General features: G+C 67.4%; 16 protein-coding genes, 1 tRNA gene and 1 riboswitch. Of the genes, 8 read left to right on the forward strand and 9 right to left on the reverse strand.

From position 1 onward, the window contains the following. Nucleotides 1-151: 151 nt before the first annotated feature. Nucleotides 152-475, forward strand: a complete 324-nt coding sequence (locus tag EDC25_RS02500) for an H-NS histone family protein (protein WP_164484043.1) — start codon at nucleotides 152-154, stop codon at nucleotides 473-475. A gap of 62 nt (nucleotides 476-537) precedes the next feature. Here the strand turns inward: EDC25_RS02500 and EDC25_RS02505 are convergent, their stop codons facing one another. Beyond that, nucleotides 538-1851, reverse strand: coding sequence for a threonine/serine exporter family protein (locus EDC25_RS02505; protein ID WP_123522096.1), 1314 nt, complete (start codon nucleotides 1849-1851; stop codon nucleotides 538-540). 84 nt (nucleotides 1852-1935) lie between these two features. Between EDC25_RS02505 and EDC25_RS02510 the strand changes: the two genes are divergently transcribed. Further along, a complete protein-coding gene (locus tag EDC25_RS02510; RefSeq protein ID WP_123522097.1) occupies nucleotides 1936-2850 on the forward strand; it encodes a DMT family transporter in 915 nt (304 codons plus the stop codon). Nucleotides 2851-2930: 80 nt separating this feature from the next. On the opposite strand, the gene tsaB is transcribed toward EDC25_RS02510, so the two are convergent. From tsaB to mutL, 5 genes are all read right to left on the reverse strand, one after another. Continuing rightward, complete coding sequence (tsaB, locus tag EDC25_RS02515; RefSeq protein WP_164484045.1) at nucleotides 2931-3656, reverse strand: tRNA (adenosine(37)-N6)-threonylcarbamoyltransferase complex dimerization subunit type 1 TsaB; 726 nt, start codon at nucleotides 3654-3656, stop codon at nucleotides 2931-2933. 12 nt (nucleotides 3657-3668) lie between these two features. Continuing rightward, the gene (locus tag EDC25_RS02520; RefSeq protein WP_132577203.1) at nucleotides 3669-5570 is read right to left on the reverse strand and encodes a cytochrome c3 family protein; all 1902 of its coding nucleotides are present in this window, start codon (nucleotides 5568-5570) and stop codon (nucleotides 3669-3671) included. Nucleotides 5571-5755: 185 nt separating this feature from the next. Further along, nucleotides 5756-9016: a S8 family serine peptidase gene (locus tag EDC25_RS02525; RefSeq protein ID WP_123522100.1), complete on the reverse strand. Its 3261-nt coding sequence runs from the start codon at nucleotides 9014-9016 to the stop codon at nucleotides 5756-5758. Nucleotides 9017-9237: 221 nt separating this feature from the next. Beyond that, on the reverse strand, nucleotides 9238-10128 hold the full coding sequence (locus tag EDC25_RS02530; protein WP_123522101.1) for a DUF1684 domain-containing protein: 891 nt from the start codon (nucleotides 10126-10128) through the stop codon (nucleotides 9238-9240). Nucleotides 10129-10255: 127 nt separating this feature from the next. Continuing rightward, complete coding sequence (mutL, locus tag EDC25_RS02535) at nucleotides 10256-12079, reverse strand: DNA mismatch repair endonuclease MutL (protein WP_123522102.1); 1824 nt, start codon at nucleotides 12077-12079, stop codon at nucleotides 10256-10258. Between the two features lie 104 nt (nucleotides 12080-12183). Between mutL and rnt the strand changes: the two genes are divergently transcribed. The 3 genes from rnt (at nucleotide 12184) to EDC25_RS02550 (ending at nucleotide 15471) form a co-directional block, all read left to right on the forward strand. Continuing rightward, a complete protein-coding gene (gene rnt / locus EDC25_RS02540) occupies nucleotides 12184-12816 on the forward strand; it encodes a ribonuclease T (protein ID WP_123522103.1) in 633 nt (210 codons plus the stop codon). Between the two features lie 54 nt (nucleotides 12817-12870). Continuing rightward, complete coding sequence (locus EDC25_RS02545) at nucleotides 12871-13158, forward strand: FmdB family zinc ribbon protein (protein ID WP_123522104.1); 288 nt, start codon at nucleotides 12871-12873, stop codon at nucleotides 13156-13158. 150 nt (nucleotides 13159-13308) lie between these two features. Then, a complete protein-coding gene (locus tag EDC25_RS02550) occupies nucleotides 13309-15471 on the forward strand; it encodes a prolyl oligopeptidase family serine peptidase (protein ID WP_165910865.1) in 2163 nt (720 codons plus the stop codon). A 110-nt stretch (nucleotides 15472-15581) separates the two neighbouring features. On the opposite strand, the gene EDC25_RS02555 is transcribed toward EDC25_RS02550, so the two are convergent. From EDC25_RS02555 to rnr, 3 genes are read right to left on the reverse strand one after another with little or no spacing between them, the layout of a single operon-like run. Further along, the gene (locus EDC25_RS02555; protein WP_123522105.1) at nucleotides 15582-16751 is read right to left on the reverse strand and encodes an acyltransferase family protein; all 1170 of its coding nucleotides are present in this window, start codon (nucleotides 16749-16751) and stop codon (nucleotides 15582-15584) included. Next, on the reverse strand, nucleotides 16748-17497 hold the full coding sequence (gene rlmB, locus EDC25_RS02560) for a 23S rRNA (guanosine(2251)-2'-O)-methyltransferase RlmB (protein ID WP_123522106.1): 750 nt from the start codon (nucleotides 17495-17497) through the stop codon (nucleotides 16748-16750). The genes EDC25_RS02555 and rlmB overlap by 4 nt, the downstream gene beginning before the upstream one ends. Nucleotide 17498: 1 nt before the next feature. Then, nucleotides 17499-20066 carry a ribonuclease R gene (gene rnr / locus EDC25_RS02565; protein WP_377599888.1) on the reverse strand — a complete coding sequence of 856 codons (2568 nt, stop codon included), beginning with the start codon at nucleotides 20064-20066 and terminating at the stop codon, nucleotides 17499-17501. 122 nt (nucleotides 20067-20188) lie between these two features. Here rnr and EDC25_RS02570 point away from each other — a divergent pair. The 3 genes from EDC25_RS02570 (at nucleotide 20189) to gcvP (ending at nucleotide 26584) form a co-directional block, all read left to right on the forward strand. Continuing rightward, nucleotides 20189-20273 (forward strand) — tRNA-Leu (locus tag EDC25_RS02570). 275 nt (nucleotides 20274-20548) lie between these two features. Further along, entirely contained in the window at nucleotides 20549-23269 is a 2721-nt protein-coding gene (locus EDC25_RS02575; protein ID WP_132577204.1) for a choice-of-anchor Q domain-containing protein, read from the forward strand. A 211-nt stretch (nucleotides 23270-23480) separates the two neighbouring features. Beyond that, nucleotides 23481-23599, forward strand: a riboswitch (glycine riboswitch). A gap of 87 nt (nucleotides 23600-23686) precedes the next feature. Further along, nucleotides 23687-26584, forward strand: coding sequence for an aminomethyl-transferring glycine dehydrogenase (gene gcvP / locus EDC25_RS02580; protein ID WP_132577205.1), 2898 nt, complete (start codon nucleotides 23687-23689; stop codon nucleotides 26582-26584). The last annotated feature ends 69 nt before the right edge of the window (nucleotides 26585-26653 follow it).

The raw sequence follows: 26653 nt of genomic DNA on the forward strand, positions 1-26653 counted from the left end.
CGGATTCCAATACTGGACCGGGTAATCGGCATTACCCATAATCCCGGCCATACCGGCAAGCACTGCCGGATATTCTTTTTTTGATTGCAGCTGGCGTTAATTCAATGCCGGCCGCCTGTCGCTTAGCTATCAAACCGAGATGGAGCAGAACATGACCGTAGATATCGGCAAGCTGACCCGCGCCGAACTGGACGCCCTGATCGAGCAGGCCAATGTCCGCAAGCAGCAGATCGACCGAGAGGAAATGGGCAAGGTCCGCGAGGAGGTCATCGAGTTCGCCCGCTCCCGCGGCTACAGCATCGAAGAGCTGTTCGGCAAGGCCCGTCGCGGTGGCGGCAAGCGCGGCAGCGTGGCACCGAAGTACCGCAATCCGGACGACCACAGCCAGGTGTGGACCGGTCGGGGCAAGCCGCCGCGCTGGTTCAAGGCGCTGATCGACGCAGGCACCGCGAAGACGAGCCTGCTGATCCGCTGACGCCTGGAGGCCGGGCCCCCGCAGGGGTCCGGCCTTTCAGCATGGGCCGCTGGCTTGGCGTCCTAGAGTGAACGCCGCGGCGGCACCAGCAAGTTGCCGAACAGGATGCCGGCCACCAGCGTGATCAGGATGGTCAGCAGCGTGAAGGCGGTATCCAGCGTCATGAACACGTCGCGCTCGAACGCGTGCGACAGGCTGCGGAAGCCCACGCTTCCCGGCACCAGCAGGATGATGCCAGGCAGGCGGATCAGTGCGCCCGGACGGTGCCAGACATGGGCGTAGAGGTTGCCCGCAGCGCAGGCGATCAGCGCCGCAATGAATACGCCGAAATCGCTGCCCACCGATGGACCGACGAACCGCGTGACCAGGTAACTGGTCATGGCTGCGCCCATCACCAGTGGAACGTCTCGCCAGGGCGCGCTGAAGTTGATGGCGAAGCCGAAGGCGGCGCCCACCAGCGACACCCACAGGACCCAGTAAGGCAGTGGCACCGTTTCGGTCATCACCAGTGACCAGCCCATCAGGTGGGCGACCTGCGTGCCGGCGACAACGCCAAAGGTCAGCTTGAGCAGCACGGCGAATGCGCCGGCCATGCGCGCGACGCCCGACACCAGATGCTGGGTCGACAGTTCATTGATCGCCGTGGTCAGCGACAGACCGGGCAGCAACACGATGAGACTGGCCAACGTCACCATCTGCACCGCCAGTGGATGGATCAGGCTGCTGATGCCATAGGCCAGCACCGTCGCCACCAGCGCGCAGACCGCTTCGGTGGAAGCGTTGAGGTTGGGATGGCGCGTGCAGACCAGAGACAGGCAGCCGACCAGCAGACCGATGACCCCCGTGGCGAACAGTTCCGCCCAGCCCAGCGCCAGAAGGCTGGCGACACCGGCACCGATCAGGCCGAAGCTCAGCACCACCAGCCAGTCGGCGCGCCCGGGCAGCGCTTCGATTTCCAGCAGGCGCGAATAGCCGGTATCGATATCCAGGCTGCCATCCAGCACCTGTTCCACCACGGCATCGGCCATGACCATGCGGCGCAGGTCCAGACCACCCGGTTCCAGCCGGACCACACGGGTGATCTCGTTGAGCATCGACTCGGGACCGCCGGGCTCACGGAACGACAGCACGATCGAGGTCGGGCTCGAATTGATGTTGCAGACCAGGCCGATCAGGCGGGCGACGTCCGTGATTGCGTTTTCGAGGCGCGGCGCCGGCGCGCCATACAGGTGCAGGCAGCGCGCAAGCGCGACCAGGAAGCGCGCGCGACGCACCAGATCCGCCTGCCGCGCATCCAGGCCCGGCTCGCTTCGGCGCGGAGACGGCTTCGGCCGCGCAGGCGGCTTGACCACCGGCGGGATCCATCGACCGATCACGACACGATCCCGCCGCGTTCGGACGGAAGCACCCGCTTCACGGTGCTGGCCGGGCGGACGGAGTTCGGGTAGCGTGCAGCGGTCATGGGATTCGGACTCGGCGAAACGTTGTCGATCGGCTGCGCGCTGACCTGGGCAGTGGGCGTCATTATCTACAAACGCCTTGGCGAAGACATTCCGCCGCTCAGGCTTTGCCTGCTGAAGAACCTCATCGTACTGCTGATGGTGACGGCAACGGTGGCGGTGCTGCTGTCACCGCTGGCGACGGCCTTCGGCCTGCAGCGGCTTGAATGGCCGGATTTCGGCCTGCCGACGGTGCTGCTGGCCCTCGCCAGCGGCCTGATCGGCATCGCCGTCGCCGACACACTGTACCTGCGTGCGCTGAATCGCGTCGGCGCCGGGCGGATGGGCGTCGTCGGCAACCTCTACAGCCCGTTCGTCATCGTGCTGTCGTTCTTGTTCCTGGGCGAACGGCTGTCGCTGCTTCAGATCTGCGGATTCATGCTGGTGATGGCAGGCCTGTTTGTCGTCAATGGCCCGACCCGTCTGGACCAGGTGGATCGTTCGGCGCTTCGCCGCGGCGTCCTGGAGGGCGCGCTCGCGATGGCCCTGATGGCGATCGCCATCGTGATGATCAAGCGCACGCTGGAAGCGGAGCCGTTCTGGTGGCTGGTGCTGCTGCGCGTCAGCGGTGCGGTGCTGGGACTCGTCGCACTGGTCGCTGTCAGCCCTGCGCTGCGAAGCGACTGGCGCCGGACTGGACGGCCGCAGCGCTGGGGCACCCTGCTCGCCGCCGCGTTTGTCGGCCAGTACCTGTCGATGAGCATGTGGCTCGCCGGTTACAAGTACACCGACGCGTCGATCGCCTCCATCCTCAACGAGACGGCATCGATCTTCATTCTCGTGCTGGCGGCACTGTTCCTGCGCGAAGCGCTGGGGCGGCGCAGCCTGCTCGGCGTGACGCTCACGTTTTCCGGCGTGGCGTGCATGGTGGCCTGAGTCGTCGGCTCCGCCATGGGCCCGCGCGACCGGGGACGCTCGACAGCGCGCGCTGGCGGGTACCCTGCTGGCCGAGCGGATCAGCCCTTCGCGCGCCCGGCCATGCGTTCGGCCGTGGTCAACGCGACCTTGTTCCGGATGTAGGCTGGCTCGACCAGGTGCGCTGGCGTCGCAGCCTCCAGTCCAAGCGCCGCAGCGAGCCGCGCGACATGCATGGCGTCCGGCTCGCTGACATCCAGCGTTTCCCGCGGCGACGGCAGCGCAGCCGCGAGACGTTCGCCGTACAGTTGCGGTCCGTTGCCGATGACCCGACAGCCCCGCGCAGCCGCCGGCGGCAAGTACAGGTGCTCGGGCGCGACGACTTCTTCTTCAGACAGCGCCAGCGTGGTTCCGGCCGGCGTCAGGCGATACCAGCCGGCATAGACCTCGTCCATGCGCGCATCCATCACCGCCAGCACCGGGGCATCGGCATCGGACGGTGGCGCCGCGATGGCCAGTGCGGCCAGGCTGGACACCGGGATCACCGGCCTGTCCCAGGCCAACGCCAATCCCTCCGCCACGGAGATCGCGATCCGCACACCGGTGAAAGCGCCAGGCCCGACGCCCACGGCGATCGCGTCGAGGTCACCGGGCGCCAGGCCGCTTTCGTCCAGCAGCTCACGGCACCAGCCCAGCACCCGGTCCACGGTGGCACTGGCGGTCACGCCACGGCGACCGGCCAGCGTTCCGCGATTCCAGGCCGCGACGGAAGCGACGGCGCTGGAGCATTCGATGGCCAACAGGCGCAAGGCGGACGCTTTACTCACGACAGCATCCACTCATTCGCCGATGGAAATCTGCTTGTCCTGGCGACCACCCAGTTCAAGCAATGCAAGACGGACGGTTTCGTCGAGCGTGTACTCCGCGCTCACGGCCGTTGCCGGTGCTGGCGTAGGCCAGGCCGACTTGTCCAGCGAACGCCACAGCTCGTGCAGCGCGTCCAGCGTCTGCATGCGTTGCTCGACCGGCGCGATGAAATCGAATTGGTCCAGCTTCCACAGTAGCGGCTGCGCTGCGGCGGCATCGGGGAAATCCGACAGGATCTGGCGAAGGCTGTCCCGTGCGAAACGTCGGCTCGACGGATATTTGTCGGCCATCGACTGCAACAGGTACGGCACCAGCCAGGCACGTTCAATGCCCGTCTGCGCACCCGGCTGGCCGGCGCGATAGCCGATGATGGCCTTCTGCACTGGATCCCCCGCCAACAGGGCCGCGGCTTCGGAGAGTCCGGCATCGGCGCCATCCAGCCGGACCACGGCGTCAGGGTCCTGGTCCAGCTGCGCGGCGACCCACTTCGGTGTCGCTTCAAGATGGCAGTTGAGGCAGGCATTGGGACGCCCGGCCGCAGCGTCCCGCACCGCGTCGGGTGACTCGATGCGATGCGTGCGATGGATATCCATGACGCCATACACCGCGTCAGGCATGTGGCAGTTGTAGCAGCGCGACCCTTCGCTGTCCGCCGGATGACGCGTGTGTGCGACCAGCGCGGATTCGGGGCGGAAATCCTGGTGGCAGCGCAGGCAGGGCTGGTTGCCGCGGTTGCGGTCGCTGATCTGGCCGACGGGATCGCCGCCGTGCACCGTGTGGCAGTCGATGCAGGTGAGTTCGGCATCGCGGTAGCACGCCGACTGCAGCAGTCCCTGGTATTCGTAGGCGCTCAGGCGCGGCGTCCCGTCTGCCCAGAAACGCAGCGAGAACAGGTTTTCGTCCGCCTGTGCCGGTGCCGGCGTGTGCTTCCAGACCGGCTGCACGTGGTCGTTGAGGTTCTGTCCGGCGCGGAACGTCGGTCCGGCGTGGATCCACTCGCGCACCATGTCGTTCGTCTTCGGCAGGCGCTGGCCGTGGCACTGGCCACACACCTGCGTGCTCTGCTCGGCGGCCAGGCCTTCCGGATTCACGATCGCCGCGTCGCGTCCGCCATTGAGGCGCATCGCGGTACGGGTGAGGAACGAGCCGGCGCGTTCGACATGGAGGCTGCCGGGTCCATGACAGGTTTCGCAGGAAATGCCCAGCTCCGCCACGCGCGATTCGAACAGCGACTCGGTGCGGATATCGACCGCCTCGCCCGCCCTGGCGCGCCGCACCAGGTCGTCGTAGTTGGTCATGCGCGGCTCGGGGCCGGTGTTGTGGCAGAAGATGCAGTTCTGGTTCCAGACCGACACCTGGGCGCTGTAGTCCTGCTCGTCCGGGCCGAGGAAGGCGGCATTCATGTGCACCCAGCGCTGGTCGCCGTTGTGCCACAGGTAGTGCAGGCGGACGTAGTTGCCGGTTTCCGGTACGTAGGTCATGTACTGCTGGTAACGATGCGATCCGACCGTGCGCACGATCTCGCGGCGGTCCACAACTTCGCCGGTGTCGATCTCGCTGTATTCGAAGTAGTAGCGGCCGTCTTCGCTGACCGGTCGCATGCGCAGGCCCCAGTAGTCCAGCGGCTGGCCATCGAAGCGGCCCTGTACCGAGTCCGGCGTCGCTTCCTGGGTCATCGTGCGATGGAAGGTCGCGTACCAGCTTTCGTGGCGGTCGGCATGGCAATCGACGCAGGCCTGCGAACCGGTGAAATGTGCCTGCGAGACATCGACCGGCTCGTTCAGCGCCGCCCGCTCGCGGTAGACAGCCACGGCGGACCATGCAATCACGACAAGGATGGTGGCCAACAGGACTTTGACTGCAACAGCGCGCATGACGGGAGGTCAGGAATGCAGCGGAGAGATCGACAAGTCTAGTGCAGGCACGCATCCGTACGCTGGACGTTGGCGCAGTGGCGTCAAAGACGCGGGCATGAAAAAGCCCCGCCCGGAAAACCGGGCGGGGCCAGTCCTGCTGCGGATGTTCCGACCGTTGCCGGCCGGAACGTCCGCGTTCTCAGTTACCGGCTGTTCGCGGCATTGACTGCAGCGTCGCAGGCCTGCTGGTCGGTGCACTCGAGATAGATGCCCGGGCAGGTGAAGGCCGGATCCATGTCGTCCCACTCCGAGTCCGGATTGGTGCTGTCGTCGAAGGTCTCGAAGAACTCGAGCTTCAGAACGCCATCACCACCGACCGTGATGTTCGGCAAACCGAAGTCGCCCAGGAGAAGCACACCTTCCGTCGAGGTGGCTTCGGTTCCAGAGGCGTCGGTCTCACTCACCGTGAGGTAGATCTGGCCATCGTCCGAAGTGCTGCCGAACATCACAGCCGCCTCGGACAGCCAGCTCGGCGAGTTCGCCTGGACGACGACATCGGCGGACATACCCAGCACCTCGTTGCCCACGCCAATGTTGACCAGCATGACCGTGTTGCCCGCAGCGCCCGGTTCACCGTCCGCGGTGGCACCGGCCACACTGAGGCACGCCGGACCGGGCGGGGTCGGATCTTCGAAGCCATTGGCAAAGATCAGGTCGGGCTGACCGACGACCTCGACATCAACAGTCGCGGTGTTGTTGCTGCTGTTGGGGTCGGTCTGGTCGGCGCTGACCGTACCGGTGGCGGAGAAGGTGCCCGGATTCGTCGCATTGATCGTTGTCTGGATCAGCAGCGGAGCCGCCAGCGACGACGAAGCCACCGTACCCAGGTATTCGCAGCTCACGGTCTGGCCGCTGGCACCGCAGTTCCAGGAGCCCGCGCCGCGCACGGAGGAGTCCTTCCGACTGCGGACAGCCGCGGAACCCAGACCCAGCCTGCCCTCATTGGCCAGCGCGAAGCCGACGTACTGGCTGCCGGCCGGCAGCTCCAGTTCAAAGGCGACGCCCGTGGCGTCGTCCGGACCGGAATTGGCGACATTGGCCAGGTAGTTCACGGCACCGCCGTTGGCCACCGAGTTCGGCATCGCCGACAGGCTCAGCATCAGGTCGGCATCACCGCCGGGCACACCGCCGATACCCTTCACCGCAACGGTGAACTGCAGGGTCGGGGAAGCGGACGACGCGAAGTCGATGTAGCCGAAGCGGATGTCCGCACCCGGCTCGCCCGCATTCGGGGTCGCGGTGATGGTGATCGTCTGGTCGGCACCCGGGGCCAGCGTGAAGGTCGACGGATTCACCGTGACGGTGAAGCCGGTCGGCTGCACGACCGTGGCGGTCCAGTTGGCGCTGGTGGCCAGCGTGCTGCTGACGGTACGCGTCCAGGAGCAGCTGCCGTTGCAGGACGTGTTGCGCACTGCCGGCAGGTTCAGGGTACGCGGATCGCCACCGCTGCCCGGATTGGCGGCCAGGAAGTTGGCGGTCGTCTCGTTCAGCACGAAGCCCGCGAGGGTCGCGTTGCGCAGTTCGAGCATGCCCGAACCGACGCCGTCCGGATCAGCCGGGGTCACGGTATCCGGCATGGTCTGGCCGTCACGCTTGGCGGTCAGCATCAGGGCGGAGATCGCTTCCATCGGGGTCCAGGTCGGCTGCACCGCACGGACAAGGGCCAGGCCACCGGCGACCTGCGGGCTCGACATCGAGGTACCGGAGGAGTTGCCGTACTCCGTGCCGTTCATGTAGGCCGCATAGATGCCCGTACCCGGCGCGGTGATGTCCGGCTTGGTGAAGTCGGCGAACATGTTCGGACCACGCAGGCTGCCACTGCTCAGCACGCCACCCGCCGAACGCGGCGGGGTGTGGATGTCGAGGATGACGTCGGTCGCGGAGCTGGCGATGAAGCTGACCAGCGCGTTGCCCGTTGCCTGGGTCGCCGTCACCACGCTGACGCCGTTCGGCGCGCTGGTGGCGATGTTGGTGAGGTCACCGGCAACATTGTTGTACAGCATGATCAGGTCGGCGCCAGCGGCGACGGCGTTGGCCACCTTCTCGGAGAAGTTGCAGGTACCACGCGCGATCAGGGCGATCTTGCCGGTGTAGTAGCCGGCGCCCGGCAGCGGGCTGCCGGTGCACAGCAGCTGGTTCGCCGGGAAGTCGATCACCGGACGCGCGGTCGGAACCGGCGGCGGGGTGTCGACGCCCTGGATGGTGAAGCTCTGCAGGGCAGGCGGGACCGGCGTCGGACCGGTGACCGAGGCGGTGCCCGGACCAGCGGCAGTGGCGTCGTGGCCGCTGTTGGCGACGGTGATCACCCACGGGCCGATGTTCTTGACTTCGGCGACCGGCTGGGTCGGCTGGGTCGGCGGGGTCCGGGTGTTACCGGCCGACATGGCGACGGCGATGTCGGCCGTCATCATGTCCAGCGTACGGCGGACGGTATCGCCGGCATTCCACGGGTTCGGCTGGCCATTGACGTTCGGACCCAGCGAGAAGTTCGCCACGTCGATGCCGTCGATGATGGACTGGTTGATCGCGTTGGTGACCGCCGAGCCAGGACAGCTACCGCCCGGGCAGACCAGGTAGGTAATCAGCTTGGCGCAGGGCGCGATACCGGTGATCGGACGCTGCGGTGCCGGAGTGGCGGTGACCGGCACCATGTTGCCGCCGGCGGTGCTGGCGGTGTGGCTGCCGTGACCGTTGGTGTCTTCAGGATTGCCACCCACGCAACCGGTGGCCGAGCAGTCCTTGGCGATCAGCTTCTGCTCCGGGGCCGGATAACCGCACTCCGCGCCCATCGGGGCGAAGGACGGATGGTCGGTGTTGGCGCCGGTATCGAACATGCCGATGGTGATGCCCTGGCCCTTCGTGCCCAGGCTGCCCGAGGGAACGTTGCTGCCGTCCCAGATCGTGTCGGCGCCGACATAGTAAGCGGAGCGATAAGTGTCGACCGTCCAGATCTCTTCTTCGGCGATCGAGGCCACCGACGGATGGCGGGCGATCTTCGCCGCTTCCTCGGCCGTCAGCTCCAGCGCGATACCGTGATGGGTCACGGTGTAGTGGAACTTCGGCGTCAGCTCACGGCCGACCACGGCTTCCATGCCAGCCAGGTGCTGCGACAACACCGCGTTGAGGTGATCGGTGTAGGCGATCGCGGCGGAGGACGTCACGTCGAGCTTGCGGGAACCGGTCGCGACCGGTGCCGTTGCGCGCAAGCCGGCGCTGTTGCCCTCGAAGTAGAGCAGGCCGGATTCGGCGAACTCGATCATGTAGACCTTGGTCGCTTCCGCCTGCACGGAGGAATTGGAATGGGACTGGGCGAACGCGTTGCCGGACAGACCGGTCAGACCCGACCCGAAGGTCAGGCCGGCCGCCATCAGGCCAACGGCGAGCGCACGATACGTGAGTTTCATCTAGCGGGAGCCTCTGGAAATGTGGTAACCCAAGAACAACCTGGGGAGGGTGGTTCTATCGGTACCCGGAGCACGAGGAGTTTCCGGGGAGTGTCCGCTTCCTATGCGGAAGCTGAATCATACATGGATGACTCCTGAATGACAGTCCTTTGGACGTGCCACAGCATTCCATTGAACGAGGTGTTGCGGCGCAACATCAGCGTAATTTGGCAAATATCTGATCAGTAACGCTTTTCGCCCGCTTCGATGAAAAGATCCAGGCGGTTTTCCGGTGGCGGCAGCGGACAGGTCGCGAACGGCGTGTAGGCGCAGGGCGGGTTTACAGCCCGATTGAAGTCGAGAAGGACCGTTCCGTTCAGCGCAGGGACATCCGCATACAGGTAGCGCCCCGCACCGTAGGTGTCGGCGCGGTTGCTGCGATCCGCAAAGATCAGGAACAGCTGCGCATCACCTTCATCGGCCAGGGCTTCCAGCACGTACTTCCGTCCGTCACGTTCGAAGTGCAGCGCGCCGGGATTGCGCATGGGCTCCAGCGTGTTGAGCACGGTTGCGATCTCGATGGTCCGCGGTGGATCGTGCGGCACCCACGCCGCCTCGATGCGCCAGCCGGGGTCCGGCGCAAACCAGTTAAGACCCTTGAAGCCGACGCGACCAGGCGCCTCGCTGTCCCAGATGCGCAGGCCGGTGCCGAGACCACGCTGGATCAGCGTCCAGTGCAGTGATCCGGCCTGAAGGCGCGTCGCACTGCCGCCTGCAGCCGCGGCCTCGCGGTCGGTGGTCATGGCGACCGGTCCCGCAAGGGCGGTGCCATCGCCACGCGCCACCACGTCGGCGCCCTCTGCAGGGGTAAAGAGCCAGCGACCGTTCTGGAGGTGGAAGCGGCCGAGGACAGCGGGCGCATGCGCGACGACAAGGTCGTTGCCAGGATCCGAACCGATGCTCGTGGATGCTGCGGCGTCGAGCCAGTGCAGACCGACCAGCGCGGTCCAGCCGTCCTCGCGCGTCAGGTTGGCGGCGCGCTGCATCCGCGAGGCTTCAAGGTCGGCCAGGTAGACCGCATCGGGGGCGCCGGCGAGGCCAAGCGCCAGCAGCAACGGGGGAAGCACGACCATGGGCAATGTCGACCGGGGAGGAGAATGCCGAAATTAGCAGAGCTGCGGGCGATCGCGGCCCACGACGCGCTTGCCGGCACGGCGGGTCGCGGCGCGTTCCAGCCAGCCGCGGTGGGGCAAGGATGGCTCAGCGCCCGCGCTGGAACAGCTTGTCCAGTTCCGCCAACGGCCATTCGACCCAGGTCGGCCGGCCGTGGTTGCACTGGCCGGAGCGCTCGGTGGCTTCCATGTCGCGCAGCAGCGCGTTCATTTCGGGCAGCGTCAATGCCCGGTTCGCGCGCACGGAGCCGTGGCAGGCCATGGTGGCGAGCAACGCGTTTTCGGCTTCCTCACCCAGGCGGCTGCTTCCATGCTCGGCGAGATCCGACAGCACCTGCTTGGCCAGCGCAGCGGCATCGCCTCCGGCCAGCAGGCTGGGGACCTTGAGCAGCCGCGCCTGCGACGGCCCGGCCATGACCAGTTCGAAGCCCAGGGCGGCCAGCCGATCACCCTGCTCCTCGACCACGACCGCTTCGCGCGGGCTCAGCTCGATGCCCAGCGGCACCAGCAAGCGCTGGCTGACGATGCCCTGGCCGGCGCGGTTCGCCTTCAGGCGCTCGTAGGTGATGCGCTCGTGCGCGGCGTGCATGTCCACCAGCACCAGCCCGCGCGCGTTCTGCGCCAGGATGAAAACACCGTGCAGTTGCGCCAGTGCGTAGCCCAGCGGCGGAATTTCGGCCGCTTCGCCGCTTTGCGCCGGCATCGCCGGCCAGGCGGGCGCGGATGCTCCGACAGTCCCGGTCGCGGCGACGGCCACCCCGCCGGCATTGCCGCCATAGAGCGCGGCATAGCCCGACATCACCTCGGCCACCGCCAGTCCGAGCCCGGCCTGCCGGCCTGGCTGGAAGGACGGCGCCGACGGCACCGGAATGGACGTGAGCGGAGCCGCCTCGGCGTGCGCAGGCACAGCCGCTCCCGCACGCGCACCCGCCAGCGCCTCGTGCAGCGTGCGGAACAGGAAGTCGTGGACAAGACGGCTGTCGCGGAAGCGGACTTCCAGCTTTGCGGGATGGACGTTGACGTCCACCGCACCGGGGTCGATCTCCAGGAACAGCAGGTAGGCCGGATGGCGCCCGTGGTGCAGGACATCGGCGTAGGCCTGGCGAACGGCGTGGGCGACGACGCGGTCGCGCACCGGCCGGCCATTGACAAAGAAGTATTGCAGGTCGGCCTGACCCCGCGCCGATGTCGGCGCGCCAAGCAGGCCGCGCAGGCGCAGGCCGGCACCGGACTGGTCCAGCCGGCCAGCGTGGTCCAGGAAGGTCTCGTCGAGCACGGCCGCCAACCGCTGCCGTTCGAAGGCATCATCGACGGCCTTCAGCCAGATCGCCGGACGGCCATTGTGCGCCAGGCGGAACTCGACTTCCGGGTGCGCCAGCGCCGCCGTGCGCACCAGTTCCTGGATGTGGCTGAACTCGGTGCGTTCGCTGCGCAGGAACTTGCGCCGGGCCGGGATGTTGAAGAACAGCTCGCGCACTTCCACCGTGCTGCCGCGCGGATGTGACGCCGGTTGCGTCTCCGACAGCCGCCCGTGCGCTGCCTCGATCCGCCACGCGTGCGCTTCGCCATCGCGACGCGACACCAGGGCGAAGCGCGATACCGAAGCGATCGAGGGCAGGGCCTCGCCACGGAAACCCAGGCTGGCCACCCGCATCAGGTCGTCGATGTCGGCGATCTTGCTGGTCGCATGCCGTGTCAGCGCCAGCGCCAGCTCGTCGCGGGCGATGCCATGGCCGTCGTCGCGGACCCGGATCAGCCGCGTACCGCCGTTCTCGATCTCGATCTCGACGCGGCGGGCGCCAGCGTCCAGGGCGTTGTCCACCAGTTCGCGGACCACGGAGGCCGGCCGTTCGACCACTTCGCCCGCGGCAATCTGGTTGATCAGGGCATCGGGCAGGACTTTGATCGACATGGCGCGGCAGGTCAGGATGGTCTTACGGAATGCGGACGGATTCGCGCACCGGCGATGCGCAACGGGTGACGGCGGGACGGCAGGCTCAGTTATCATCCTGCCATATGGACGGCCAGCCCGCGTCGCGCGGAACGATTGCAGAGCGCTTCCGCGGCTTCCTGCCTGTGGTGGTGGATGTGGAAACCGGCGGTTTCGAGCCGGACCGGCACGCCCTGCTGGAAATCGCCGTGGCGCCCGTCACCATGGACGCCGAAGGCCTGCTGCAACCGGGCCCGATCACCAGCACGCACGTGATTCCCTACGAAGGCGGCGAACTGGACCCGCGGTCTCTGGCGGTGAACGGCATCGATCCGCACCATCCACTGCGCGCCGCGCGCCATGAGCGCCAGGCGCTGGATTTCGTCTTCAAGCCGGTCCGGGCCGCGCTTTCCGAGAGCGGCTGCCAGCGCGCGATCCTCGTCGGCCACAACGCCCACTTCGACCTGGCGTTCATCAATGCCGCGATCCGGCGTATCGGCTACAAGCGCAATCCGTTCCACAACTTCAGCGTCCTGGATACCGCCTCGCTGGCCGGGCTGGTCTATGGCCAGACCGTGCTGAGCCGCGCGCTGCAGGCGGCCGGCCTGGAATGGAACGGCCACGACGCGCACTCGGCGCGCTACGACGTCGAGCGCACCAGCGAACTGTTCTGCACCATGGTGAACACCTGGAAGGCACACGGCGGCTGGCGGGGCTGAAAAGTCCGTCGCCGACCCCATAATGGCGGGCACGACCCCGCGTCTGGATGCGCCATGCCGATCTTCGAATACCGCTGCGACAACCCGGACTGCCCCTCGCACAGCGGGCACTACGACCGCTTGCAGCGCCTGGGCGACGACACCGCCGCGCCCTGCCCGCAGTGCGGCCAGCCCGGCACCCGGCAGATTTCCGCGCCGGCCATCGCCACCGGCGGCGCCCACCTGATGAAGGAAAGCCACTTCTCGAACCACGGCTTCACGCAATACAAGCGGCTCGAGAAAGGCGTTTACGAGAAGACCGCCGGCAAGGGCCCGGCGATCATCAGCGATCCGGGCGACTGATTCCGGCCACGCGCCGGCCCGCAGCACCGTCCAGCGTCCATTGCGCCCGTGCCGGCGCCTGCATCACCCCGGGCACTTGGGCCGTGGCAGCCAATGCGGCTACTCTCGGCAGCCCGTTCGCTGCCCTCCAGGCCCAGACACATGAATCCAATGCCGAGAATCCTGCTGGCCACGGCCGTCGCCGCGACGCTGGCCGCCTGTGCACCGACCCCTTCGACGCCGGAGCAGCCCGCCGGCACGGACACGACTTCGAAAGCGATGAACTATCCGCAGGCCCGCACCGTCGACCATTTCGATGAATACCACGGTGAGCGCATCGCCGATCCCTACCGCTGGCTGGAAGACATCGACTCGGATGAAACGCTGGCATGGATCGAGGCGCAGAACCGCGTCACCGATGGGCACCTCGCCACCATCGGACAGCGCGATGCGTTCCGCGAGCGCCTGACCGCGCTGTGGAACTACGAGCGCTTCGGTGTGCCGAGCAAGGTCGGCGACCACTACCTCTACAGCTACAACGACGGCCTGCGCAACCAGCCCGTCATCCTCATCCAGGAGGGCATCGACGGCGAGCCGCGTACGCTGCTGGATCCGAACACGCTGTCCGAGGACGGCACGGTCGCACTCAGCGGCCTGGTGCCCAGCAAGGATGGCCGACACCTGGCCTACGGTACGTCGTCGGGCGGTTCGGACTGGCAGGAATGGCGCGTCCTCGATGTCGAGAACGGCCAGACGCTCGACGACCACATCCGCTGGGTGAAGTTCTCGGCCGCCACCTGGGCCAGGGATGGATCCGGCTTCTGGTATGGCCGCTACGACGCGCCCGAGGGCGAACACGCCCTGAAGGCGGTCAACAAGTTCCAAAAGCTGTACTTCCACCGCCTCGGCACGGCGCAGGACGCCGACGTCCTGGTGTACGAGCGCGATGACCAGCCGGACTGGGGCTTCGCGCCAGTGCTGAGCGATGACGGCGGCACGCTGCTGATCAGCGTCTGGCGGGGCACCGAAAACAAGAACCTCGTGTTCCTCAAGCCGGTGGCCGACAGCACCGCGCCGGTCGTCGAGCTGATTCCCGAATTCGAATACAGCTACGACTTCGTGGGCAATACCGGCAACCGCTACCTTTTCCTCACCGACGACGGCGCCGCACGCAAGCGCGTCATCGCCATCGACATCACGCGCCCCGCCCGCGCGAACTGGGAAGAAGTGATCGCCGAGAGCGATGCCACGCTGGGCAGCGTCACCCGCGTCGGCGACCGCCTCGTCGCGCAGTACCTGCGCGACGCCGCCGGCCAGGCCCGCATCTTCGCCCTCGACGGTTCGCTGCAGGGCGACGTGAAGCTGCCGGGCATCGGCACCGTCGGCGGCTTCGATCGCAGCACCGAAGGCAGCGAGACCTTCTTCGCCTTCACCAGCTTCATCCAGCCGGCGACCATCCATCGCCTCGATGTCGCCACCGGCGAATCGACCCTGTTCCGCGCGCCCAAGCTGCCCTTCGATCCGTCGAACTACGAAACGCGCCAGGTGTTCTTCAACAGCAAGGACGGCACGCGCGTGCCGATGTTCATCACCGCGCGCAAGGATGTGCAGCTGGATGGCAGGCAGCCGACGATCCTCTACGGTTACGGTGGTTTCGACATCGCACTGACGCCGGGCTACGCCGCCTATTCGATGGCGTGGCTGGAAGAAGGCGGCATCTACGCCTCGGTCAACCTGCGCGGCGGCGGCGAATACGGCCGCGACTGGCACCACGCCGGCACCCGGACGCGCAAGCAGAATGTCTTCGACGACATGGCGGCAGCGGCTGAATACCTGATCGCCAACCGCTACACCTCGCCGGCGAACATGGCGATCCATGGGCGCTCGAACGGCGGCCTTCTGGCGGCGGCCGTGGCGATGCAGCGTCCCGACCTGTTCGCCGCGTCCGTCCCCGGCGTCGGCGTACTCGACATGCTGCGCTTCCGCGAATTCACCATCGGCTGGGCCTGGGAAAGCGACTACGGCAGCGTCCTCGACGAGGACGAATTCCGCGCCATCCGCGCCTATTCGCCGCTGCACAACATCCGTGAAGGCGTGGACTATCCGGCGTTCCTCATCACCACCGGTGACCACGACGACCGTGTATTCCCGGCGCACAGCTTCAAGTACGCCGCCGCCTTGCAGGCCGTGAATCCGCCGCGCCCGGCGCTGATCCGCATCGATGTCCGCGCCGGCCATGGCGCCGGCAAGCCGACTGCGAAGCAGATCGCCGAATGGGCGGACATCCTCGGTTTCCTTGCCCACCACACCGGCCTGGATACCTCAGACCGCTGAATCTTGTCTGGCGACAGGGCCGGCGACCGCGAGGTCGCCGGCCCTGTGGGACGAGCGTTTGCCGCCAGTCGATGGCCGGGAATGATTCGGTTTCGGGTTTCGTCGCAGCGTCAGTGCGCTGCGTCGGCGACACCGGTCGAGACAGTGCGGCCCCGTGCCATGCACGGCCATTCCACCAGTCGCCAGGCCAGTGCCGACACCGCCAATACCAGGGCCAGGTATCCGGCCAGGACCCACAGCCAGCCGACGCTGTCCAGACCATCGGGAACACGCGACCACAAGGCCAGCAGAATGGGCAGGTGCGCCAGGTACAGGCTGTAACTCCAGCGCCCGACGGCGGCCAGGCCCAGCCAGCGAAACCCGGCGAGCAGCCAGCGTGGCGGATACAACATAGCCAGCACCAGTAGACCGAACGCGAGCGCCAGGCCGCTGCGGGCAAACACCATGGCGCCGGCGTGATGCCAGAAGTCGCCCAGGTGCCGCTGCACGAAGGCGCAGGCGATGACGCAGGCCAGCACGGCCCATGGCAGCAGCCAATGCGCCCATCTGCGCAGCCGTTGCGGGTGTCGCAACGAAATCCACGCCGTTGCAATACCGGCCACAAACAGGTCAAGCATGCCCGGCAACTGCGTCGCCATGCGGAAGCGCACACCCGAATCCTCTGGCCACGCCAGGAATATCCAGGCCCGCCAGCCCCAGCACATCAACACACCGGCCAGCAGCAGCCAGGGCAAGGCCCTGGGCCGACGCAACCAGGGCGCCAGCAGCAGCATCAGCAGGTAGAACTGCCATTCCACCCCCAGCGTCCAGTACACGCCGTTGATACCACCGTGGTGGCCGGGAATCATGTGATGGATCAGCAGGACGTGGCTGGTGATCTGCCACCAGCCGGAGGCGCTCTCAAGCAGGTGCGACTGCGCCAGCACGATGATCAGCAACATCGACAGGTAATACGCCGGCAGAATGCGCCAGGCGCGGCGACGCATGAAGTGCGCGCCATCGAATCGCGCCGGCTGTATAACCAACCGCCCGATGAAAAATCCACTGAGCACGAAGAACAGGTCGACACCAATCCAGCCATAGGGATTGGGCGGCCACAACAGCAGGTACTTGACCACCACCGGCGACAGCTCGAACAGGTGGTAGGCGACGACCATCAGCGCCGCCAGTGCACGCAACGCATCCAGCGCCTCCAGGCGTACCGGCCAAACGCGAGCGCCGTTGCTGCGCGACGACTGCTCAGCAGACTGCACGCCGACAGTGGCGGCGTCGACGCTCATGAAGCGTGCGTGCGCTGGCGGCGCGCTTCGAACAGGCAGACGCCGGCGGCGACGGAAACGTTGAGGCTTTCCATGTTGTCGCTGATCGGGATGCGAGCGAGGAAGTCGCAGCGTTCGCCGGTGAGGCGACGCATGCCCTCGCCTTCGGCACCCATCACCAGCGCGGTCGGGCCACGCAGGTCGTGCGCGTACAGCGACCTGTCGGCTTCGCCGGCCAGCCCGACGATCCACACGCCGGCCTGCTTCAAGGTTTCCATCGAGCGCGCCAGATTGGTCACGCGCAGCAGCGGAACGATCTCGGCGCCGCCGGCCGCGGACTTCTTCGCGGCCACGTTGAGCGGCGCACTGCGGTCCTTGGGCACGATGACGGCCGTCGCATCGGCTGCGGCTGCCGAGCGCAGGCAGGCGCCGAGGTTGTGCGGATCGGTGACGCCATCGAGGATCAGGAACAGCGCCGCGGCACCGGCGCCCTCGACCAGCGCTGGCAGGTCGCGTTCGTCCAGTGCCGGCTTTTCGCGCACGCGCGCCAGCACATCCTGGTGCCTGGCACCTTCGCCGAGGCGGTCCAGCGTGGCGCGCGGCGCGCGTTGAACGGCGATGCCGGCGCCGCGCGCCGCAGCGGCCAGCTCTTCGACACGGGCATTCTTCGCTTCGCGCGCCACCATCAGTTCCAGCACAGAAGCCGGATCGTTGTCGACCACGGCCGCGACCGCATGGATGCCACCCATCCAGGACGTCGCGGACATGTCAGCGCGCCGCCTTGCGGGCGGCAGCGCGCGGGGTCGCCGCGGCGGTGTCCTCGACGAGGCGGAAGTCGATCTTCCGTTCCTCCAGGCTCGCGCGCAGCACCAGCACGTTGACGCGGTCACCCAGGCGGAAGCTGCGCCGGCGCCGCTCGCCGGTCAGCAGCTTGCGCACCGGATCGAAGTGGTAGTAGTCGTTGGGCAGCTGGGTAACGTGCACGAGGCCGTTGACGCGCGACTCGTCCAGCTCGACAAACAGTCCGAAGCTGGTCACGCCGCTGATCGTCCCCTCGAAGGTGCTGCCGACATGCTGTTCCATCCAGGCGCACTTGTAACGTTCGTCGACGTCGCGCTCGGCCTCTTCGGCACGACGCGAGTTCTCCGAGCAGTGCACCGCCAGCGCGGCGATGTCGTGGGCACCGTAATGGAAGTTCGACGGCTTGCCCCCATCGAGCACATGGCCGATCGCGCGGTGCACAAGCAGGTCCGCGTAGCGGCGGATCGGCGAGGTGAAGTGCGCGTAGGCGTCCAGCGCCAGGCCGAAGTGGCCGATGTTTTCCGGCTGGTAAACGGCCAGGCTCATCGAACGCAGCAGCACCGACTCCAGCAGCGTGGCATCGGCGCGCTTGCGTACCTTCGTCAGCAGCCTGGCGTAGTCCAGCGGCGTGACGCTGGCGTGCGACGGCAGCATCATCCCGAACTCGGCCAGGAATTCCTGCAGCTCCTCGTACTTGCTTTCCGGCGGCCGGTCATGGACGCGGAACGGCGCCGGCATCTGCTTCTTCAGCAGGAACTTCGCCGCCTGGACATTGGCGGCGATCATGCATTCCTCGATCAGCTTGTGCGCGTCGTTGCGCTCGTAGGCACCCATCGATTCGACGCTGCCGTTCGGCGCCAGGCGGAAGCTGACTTCCGTCGACTCGAATTCCAGCGCGCCCCGTTGCGCGCGGCGGCGCGCGAACACACGGTAAAGCTTGAACAGGCGTCGCACCGGGTCCAGCACGTCACCCAGCTGCGCCTGCGCCTCGGCGTTGTCCTCGCCCACCGCCTGCCACACCTGCGTATAGGTCAGGCGCGCATGCGAACGCATGACGGCGCGATAGAACCTCGAGCCACTGACATTGCCATCGCGATCGACGCGCATCTCGCAGACCATGCACAGCCGGTCCACCTTGGGACGCAGGGAACAGATGCCGTTCGACAGCGTCTCCGGCAGCATCGGCACCACGAAGCCAGGGAAATAGACGCTGGTCGCGCGGTGGGTCGCCTCCCGGTCCAGCGGCGTGCCCGGCCGCACGTAGTTCGACACGTCGGCGATGGCGACGATCAGGCGGAAGCCTTCGCGGTCCTGCTCGCAATACACCGCGTCGTCGAAATCCTTGGCGTCCTCGCCGTCGATGGTGACCAGCGGAAGATCGCGCAGGTCGACGCGTCCTTCAATGTCGGCCTGGCCGACTTCGAGCGAAGTCGCTTCCGCCTCGCGCAGCGTGTCAGCCGGCCACTCGTGCGGGATGCCATGGCTGTGGATCGCGGTTTCGACCACCAGGCTGGCGGTCAGGCGATCACCGAGCACGGTGAGGATGCGGCCCAGCGGCGGTCGCGTGCCCGACGGCGGCTCGACGATCTCGCAGACCACCAGCTGGCCGTTGCGTGCGTCGCCGCGATCCTGCACCGGAATCACGACATCCATGTGGATGCGGGCGTCGTCGGGATCGACCAGGCCGACACCACCGCGCTCGTTGTACACGCCGACCAGGCGCGTCGCGCGCCGTTCCAGCACTTCGACGATCACGCCTTCCCGGCGACCTCGGCGGTCGATGCCGGTGACGCCGACCATGACGCGGTCACCATGCAGCACGCGGCGCATCTGCGCCGGCGCCAGGAATATGTCGTCGCCACCGGCGTCGGGACGCAGGAAGCCGAAACCGTCTTCCTTGCCCAGTACGGTGCCGGCGATCAGGTTGAGGCGATTTGCGACGCCGTAGCCTCCGCGGCGATTCATGTGCAGCTGGCCGTCGCGCAGCATCGCGCCGAGACGCTTGGCGAGCGCTTCCTGGCGGTCCGGCGTGGTCAGCCCGAGGCCATTGGCGATATCCGCGGCGCCGAGCAGGCGACCCTCGCCCTCGAGGAAGGCGATGATGGCCTCGCGGCTGGGAATGGGATTGGCGTAGCGTTGGCGCTCGCGTTCGGCCTGCGGATCGAACCAGCCGGCGTCCGGCATGGCCGGGGCACGCGAGCGCCGGGCAGCCGGCGCGGCGGCCGGCGTGTTGCGGGACGACTTCCGAGCCGTGGGTGCCGGCGGGGCGTCGTTGCGCATCACCTCCGGCATCCAGGGTGGCAACGTCGATTTCGCGCCGCGCTTTCCCTTCACGCCAGCTGGCGCCCCGGTTGCGACACCGGTCCCGACGGATCGACCGCCCTTGCCGGCCGGGCCTTTACCGGCCGTCGCGCCGGCGCCCTTCACCACCTTCGACGCCCTGCCCGAAGGCGCGGTGGGGATGCCGCCGCCCTTGCTGGCGGCCCGCTGTGTCTTGTCGCGGCCTGCGCCGCCTGTTGCTTTTCGTTTTGTCATGGCGGGGATGGTACAGGGGCGGCCCCGTCCCGACCGGCCGGTCGGATTTCCTGTTCAATGTCCGTTGACAAGCCCGCGGCAAGTGCCTATTCTTTGCGGCTCGGCGCAAGCCGCGCTCACCTGCCCAGGTGGCGGAATTGGTAGACGCACTAGTTTCAGGTACTAGCGGGTAAAACCGTGGAGGTTCGAGTCCTCTCCTGGGCACCATGGCATTGACCGCCGATCCGGCCAGCAGCCCGAGCCGGCGCCAGAAGACCCCGCGAAAGCGGGGTTTTTCGTTTCCGGTGTCGATGCGTCGTCGGCGCGGCTGCGACGAGCGGCGACTGCGTACCGACCCGCACCGCGCTGCGCCCTTGTGGACGGGTAGCTTGCTGCCCGCTGCGACCGCCAGGCCGCTGCCAGCAGCCGCATGATGGGATTGCCGCGGCGAATGCGTAGTACTGCCTATCGGGCAAGTATTGCCCCATATTCAGGAGACCGGCGTGCGCCGAACACATCTGCTTTCATCCGTACTGATTCTTGCCTTTGCCGGCACCGCCGCGGTCGAGGCCGCGACTTGCCGGGTGATGCCGACCGGCACCGGCAACGGCTCATCGTGGTCGTCGCCGATGGCCTTGCAGGCGGCGCTGGCCGCGTCGAACTGCGGCGAAATCTGGATCCGCGCCGGCCTGTACAAGCCGGTGCAACCAGCCAATCCGAGCAACCCGACCCAGGCCGAGCGTCGCATCAGTTTCGTCATCCGTCCCGGCCTGCGCGTGTACGGCGGTTTCGCCGGCAATGAAACCCGCCGCGACCAGCGCGATCCGGCGCAGCACCTGAGCGTGCTTTCAGGCGACATCGACAACGACGACACCACCGATGCCAATGGCATCGTCACCGATCCGCAAGGGGTGCGTTTTTCCAACAGCTACCACGTGCTGTTGATGGACGGCGGCACCGCCGCCGGGCCGATCAACCGCGACACCGTACTCGATGGCGTGGTCATCACCGCCGGCCGCGGCAATGGCAGCTCGTCCGATCGGTTCAATGTCGGCGGCGGCCTGTTCTGTCGCGCCACCAACAGCGGCCACCGATGCAGCCCGACGCTGCGCGACATCGTGTTCAGCGGCAACGTCGCCGGCTACGGTGCCGCGCTGTACAACCTGGGCATCACCGGCGGTGTCAGCCAGCCTCTGCTTCACCGCGTGCATTTCACCGCCAACCATGCCACCTCGTACGGCGGCGGGATGGGCAATGACGGCAGCAATGCCGGTGACGCCAGCCCGGTACTGCGTGATGTGCGCTTTACCGGCAACCGCGCCGGCAGTTACGGCGGCGCCATCTACAGTGATGCCTCCGCCGGCGGCAAAGCCAGCGCCCTGATCGACCAGGTGCAGTTCAGCGGCAACAACGCGACCTACGGCGGCGCCATCTACAACGACTCCACAGGCGGTGGCCAGGCACGCCCGGTCATTACCAACGCCACCTTCCAGGGCAACACGGCCAGCAATGACGGCGGCGCGATCTACAACCATGCGAGCAGCTCCGGCGATGGCCGGGCAACGCTGCGCCATGTCACGTTCAGCGGCAATACCGCGGCGCGCGGCGGCGCCATCGCCAATATCGGTGGCAGCAACAATCCGACCGGCGCCAACCCGACCCTGAGCAATGTCATCCTGTGGGGCAACCAGGCCAGCCAGCAGGGCGCGGAAATCCACAACCAGAACGCGCAGCCGGTCCTGCGCCACAGCATCGTCGCCGGCGGCTGCCCGGCCGGAGCACAGTGCATCGGCGTGCTTGCCGGCAATCCGCTGCTGGGCGCGCTGGCCGACAACGGTGGCTGGTCATGGACGATGAAGCCCGGCAACGGCAGCCCGGCGATCAATGCCGCCGCCGACGCCGACTGCCCGGTGATCGACCAGCGCGGTGTGCCGCGCGCGCAAGGCCTGCGCTGCGACATCGGCGCCTTCGAGGTCGAGGCGGCACCGTGCTACGTGCGCGCCAATGCCGGCGGCAGCAACAACGGCAGCAGCTGGACCAATGCCTACACCAGCCTGCAGACGGCGCTGGCCAACAGCAGCTGCGGCGAGATCCGTGTCGCCCGCGGCGTCTACACGCCGACCAGTGGCAGCGACATCAACATCAGTTTCAATGTCCGTCCCGGGCAGCGCCTGTACGGCGGCTTCGCCGGCAACGAAACAACGCTGCAACAGCGTGACCCGGCGGCCAATCCGACCGTGCTGTCCGGCGACATCGGCGGCGACGACAGCACCGACGCGCATGGCATCGTGATCAGCACCGCCGATATCGTCGGCAGCAACAGCCATCGGGTAGTGTTGATGGACGGCAGCACCGGCGCCGGCCCGATCCTGGCCACGACCGTGCTGGACGGCTTTGCCATCACCGCCGGCAGGAGCTTCGACTTCGACGGCGGCGGCCTGTACTGCCGTGGCAGCGGCGCCGGCAATGAATGCAGTCCGACCCTGACCAACCTGCTGTTCAGCGCCAACATGGGCGTTCAGGGCGGCGGCATCTTCAACGCCGGCGGCAACGGAGGACGCGCCAATCCCACCGTCAGCAACACCACCTTCCGCAACAACGTCGGCATCTATGGCGGCGGCGGCATGTACAACCAGGGCTGGCAGTCCGGCGAATCCAGTCCGCTGCTGAGCAACGTCACCTTCATCGGCAACACCTTCAACGCCCTGGTCAATGACGGCGGTTACGGCGGTGTCAGCAGCCCCTGGCTCAACCATGTCACCTTCAGCGACAACAGCAGCCGCTTCGGTGGCTCTTCGGTGATGAACACGTCGTACAACGGAACCAGCGAACCGGTGTTCAGCAACGTCATCGCCTGGGGCGGCTTCATGACGATTCCCGACGAGCCGGAGTGCGACATGGAAATCTGCAATCTGCACAACACGCTGGCGACGTTCACCGCCAGCCTGATCGCCGGTGGCTGCCCGACCGGCGGCCTGTGCGGGCCGGATGTGTCGGGCGCCGATCCGCTGCTGGCGCCGCTGTCGTACAGCGGCGGCGGCGCCCCGACCCTGGTGCCGCAACCGCCCAGCCCGGCCATCGACGCCGGCGATGCCGACACCTGCGCCGAACTGGACCAGCGCGGCGTGTCGCGCCCGCAAGGTGGCGGCTGCGACATCGGCGCCGTCGAGTACCAGCCTGGCGGCGAAGACCGGATCTTCGACAACGGCTTCCAGATGCCCTGATAACCGGCTGTCCCGGCCCGATCAGGCCGGACCCGCCGTGACCGGTCGCACAACCGCCGCCCGCACCCCGGGCGGCGGTTGTGCTTTGCCGGCCCGGTTCATCCACTGCCGCTATACTCCCGGCTGCAACACACACGGTGGGAGAAGCCGGTCCGGCCGGCTGCCGAAGGCGCAAACGCCCGTAATCGCTCAGGCCCGATACCACCGCAGCGGCAAACACTCTGGAGAGACCGACCGGCCTGGCCGGAACCGGCGCCGAAGGGGCACGAGGCAGGCGGACGCAGGTCCGGTCGCCTCCAAACTCTCAGGCAAAAGGACAGAGGGGCACGCGGGAGCCGGCGCAGCCATGCGTCATCCCGACAACACCCGCGCGCCTGCGTGCGCCGACGATGCCCCTCCACTTCCCGGAACGCCGCCATGTCCAAGCCCTCCCTGCGCGACCTCGAGCACCACGACGCCTTCGTCGACCGCCACATCGGCCCGAACGACACCGAGATCGCGCAGATGCTGCGCGCGATCGGACACGACTCGCTGGACGCGCTGACCGACGCCATCGTGCCCGGCACCATCGCGCCCACCGGCACGCTGCAGCTCGACGACAGCCTGACCGAAGTCGAGGCACTGGCGCGCATCCGCGACATCGCTGGGCGCAACCGCGTGTTCCGCAGCTTCATCGGCCAGGGCTACTACGGCACGCACACGCCGAACGTCATCCTGCGCAATATCCTCGAGAATCCCGCCTGGTACACGGCCTACACGCCGTACCAGGCGGAGATCTCGCAGGGCCGTATGGAAGCGCTCATCAACTTCCAGCAGATGTGCGCCGACCTGACGGCCATGGACATCGCCAACGCCTCGCTGCTGGACGAAGCCACCGCCGCCGCCGAGGCGATGACGCTGGCCAAGCGCGCCGCGCGCTCGAAGTCGAACACCTTCCTGGTCGCCGGCGACACGCATCCGCAGACGCTGGAGGTGCTGCAGACCCGCGCGACGCCGCTGGGCCTGCAGGTGGAGATCGCGCGCTCCACCGACGAGTTCCACGCCAGGCTGGCTGCCGGCGACTACTTCGGCGTGCTGGTCCAGTACCCGGCGTCGAGCGGCTGGGTCGCCGACTGGGAAAAGGATGCCGAGGCCATCCACGCGCATGACGCGCTGTTCGTGGTCGCCACCGACCTGCTGGCGCTGACGCTGCTGAAGGCGCCGGGCGAGATGGGCGCCGACATCGTCATCGGCAACACCCAGCGCTTCGGCGTGCCGTTTGGCTTCGGCGGTCCGCATGCCGCCTTCATGGCCTGCCGCGATGCCTTCAAGCGCTCGATGCCGGGCCGGCTGATCGGCGTGTCCGTCGATGCCGAAGGCCGCCATGCCTACCGCCTGACCCTGCAGACGCGCGAACAGCACATCCGCCGCGAGAAGGCGACCTCGAACATCTGTACCGCCCAGGTACTGCTTGCGGTGATGGCGTCGATGTATGCGGTTTACCACGGCCCGGAAGGCCTGACGCGGATCGCGCGTCGCGTCTCGCGCCTGGCCGCGATCCTCGCCGCCGGCCTGCGCCAGCTCGGCCATGCGCCGATGCACGACACCGCCTTCGACACGCTGTGCTTCGGCGCCGACGAACGCACCGCCGGCATCTTGCAGCGCGCGGAAGCGAATGGCGTCAACCTGCGCGTGCGCGGTGACGGTTCGCTGTGCGTGTCACTGGATGAAACCACGACGCGCGCAGACATCGAGCTGCTGTGGCGCATCTTCGCCGGCGACAACGCAACACTGCCGCTGATCGACGAACTGGACGCCAGCGCGCCGTCGCTGGTCCCGGCCGTGCTGGAACGCCGCAGCGCTTTCCTGACGCACCCGGTGTTCAACACGCACCACAGCGAGCACGAGATGCTGCGCTACCTGCGTTCGCTGGCCGACAAGGACCTGGCGATGGATCGCACGATGATCCCGCTCGGCTCCTGCACCATGAAGCTCAACGCCACGGCCGAGATGATCCCGATCACCTGGCCGGAGTTCTCGCAGATCCATCCGCTGGCGCCGGCCGGGCAGGCGCAGGGCTACCGCGAACTGATCGATTCGCTGGAAGCCATGCTGGTCGACATCACCGGCTATGACGCGGTGAGCTTCCAGCCCAACTCCGGTGCGCAGGGCGAATACGCGGGCCTGCTCGCCATCCGCGCCTACCACGCCTCTCGTGGCCAGAGCCATCGCAACATCTGCCTGATCCCGGAATCGGCGCACGGCACCAATCCAGCCAGTGCGCAGATGTGCGGCATGAAGGTCGTGGTCACCAAGTGCGACGCCAACGGCAATGTCGACGTTGGCGACATCCGCGCCCAGGCCGAGAAGCACTCCGCCAACCTGGCGGCGATCATGATGACCTACCCGTCCACGCACGGCGTATTCGAGGAAGACGTCGTCGAGATCTGCGAGATCATCCACCAGCACGGCGGCCAGGTGTACACCGACGGCGCCAACCTCAATGCGCTGGTCGGCCTCGCCAAGCCGGGCAAGTGGGGATCGGACGTTTCGCACCTCAACCTGCACAAGACCTTCTGCATCCCGCACGGCGGCGGTGGTCCCGGCGTCGGTCCCTGCGCCGTGAAGGCGCACCTGGCACCGTTCCTGCCGCGCGGTCACAAGGACGCGCAGGGCAAGGTCGGCATGGTGTCTGCCGCCGCGCACGGCAGCGCCAGCATCCTGCCGATCAGCTGGATGTACATCGCCATGATGGGCAAGGCCGGCCTGCGCAAGGCCACCCAGGTCGCGCTGCTCAACGCCAACTACATCTCCCGGCGACTGGCCCCGCACTACCGCACGCTGTACACCGGCCGCAACGGCCTGGTCGCGCACGAGTGCATCCTCGACCTGCGGCCGCTGGAAAAGGCCACCGGCATCACCGCCGAGGACGTCGCCAAGCGCCTGATCGACTACGGCTTCCATGCCCCGACGCTGAGCTTCCCGGTCGCCGGCACGTTGATGGTCGAGCCGACCGAAAGCGAGTCCCTGCACGAACTCGACCGCTTCGTCGACGCCATGATCCAGATCCGCGAAGAAATCCGCGCCATCGAGGACGGCCGCCTCGACCGCGAGGACAACCCGCTGAAGAACGCGCCGCACACCGCGGCCGCCGTCGCCGGCAGCGAGTGGTCGCACGCCTATCCGCGTGAACAGGCGGTGTTCCCGCTCGACAGCCTGCGGCAGCAGAAGTACTGGCCGCCGGTGGCCCGCGTGGACAACGTCCACGGCGACAAGAACGTCTTCTGCGCCTGCATTCCGGTCGAAGAGTTCAAGGACGAGCCGGCGGAAGCCTGAGCGCCTGCGGCCGCACCGGCAACACCCGCACGGCCACCCTCATCGGGTGGCCGTGTGCCATCCGGGTGG

Origin of the sequence: Pseudofulvimonas gallinarii (assembly GCF_004343305.1) — a bacterium.
Classification (GTDB): Bacteria; Pseudomonadota; Gammaproteobacteria; order Xanthomonadales; family UBA2363; genus Pseudofulvimonas; species Pseudofulvimonas gallinarii.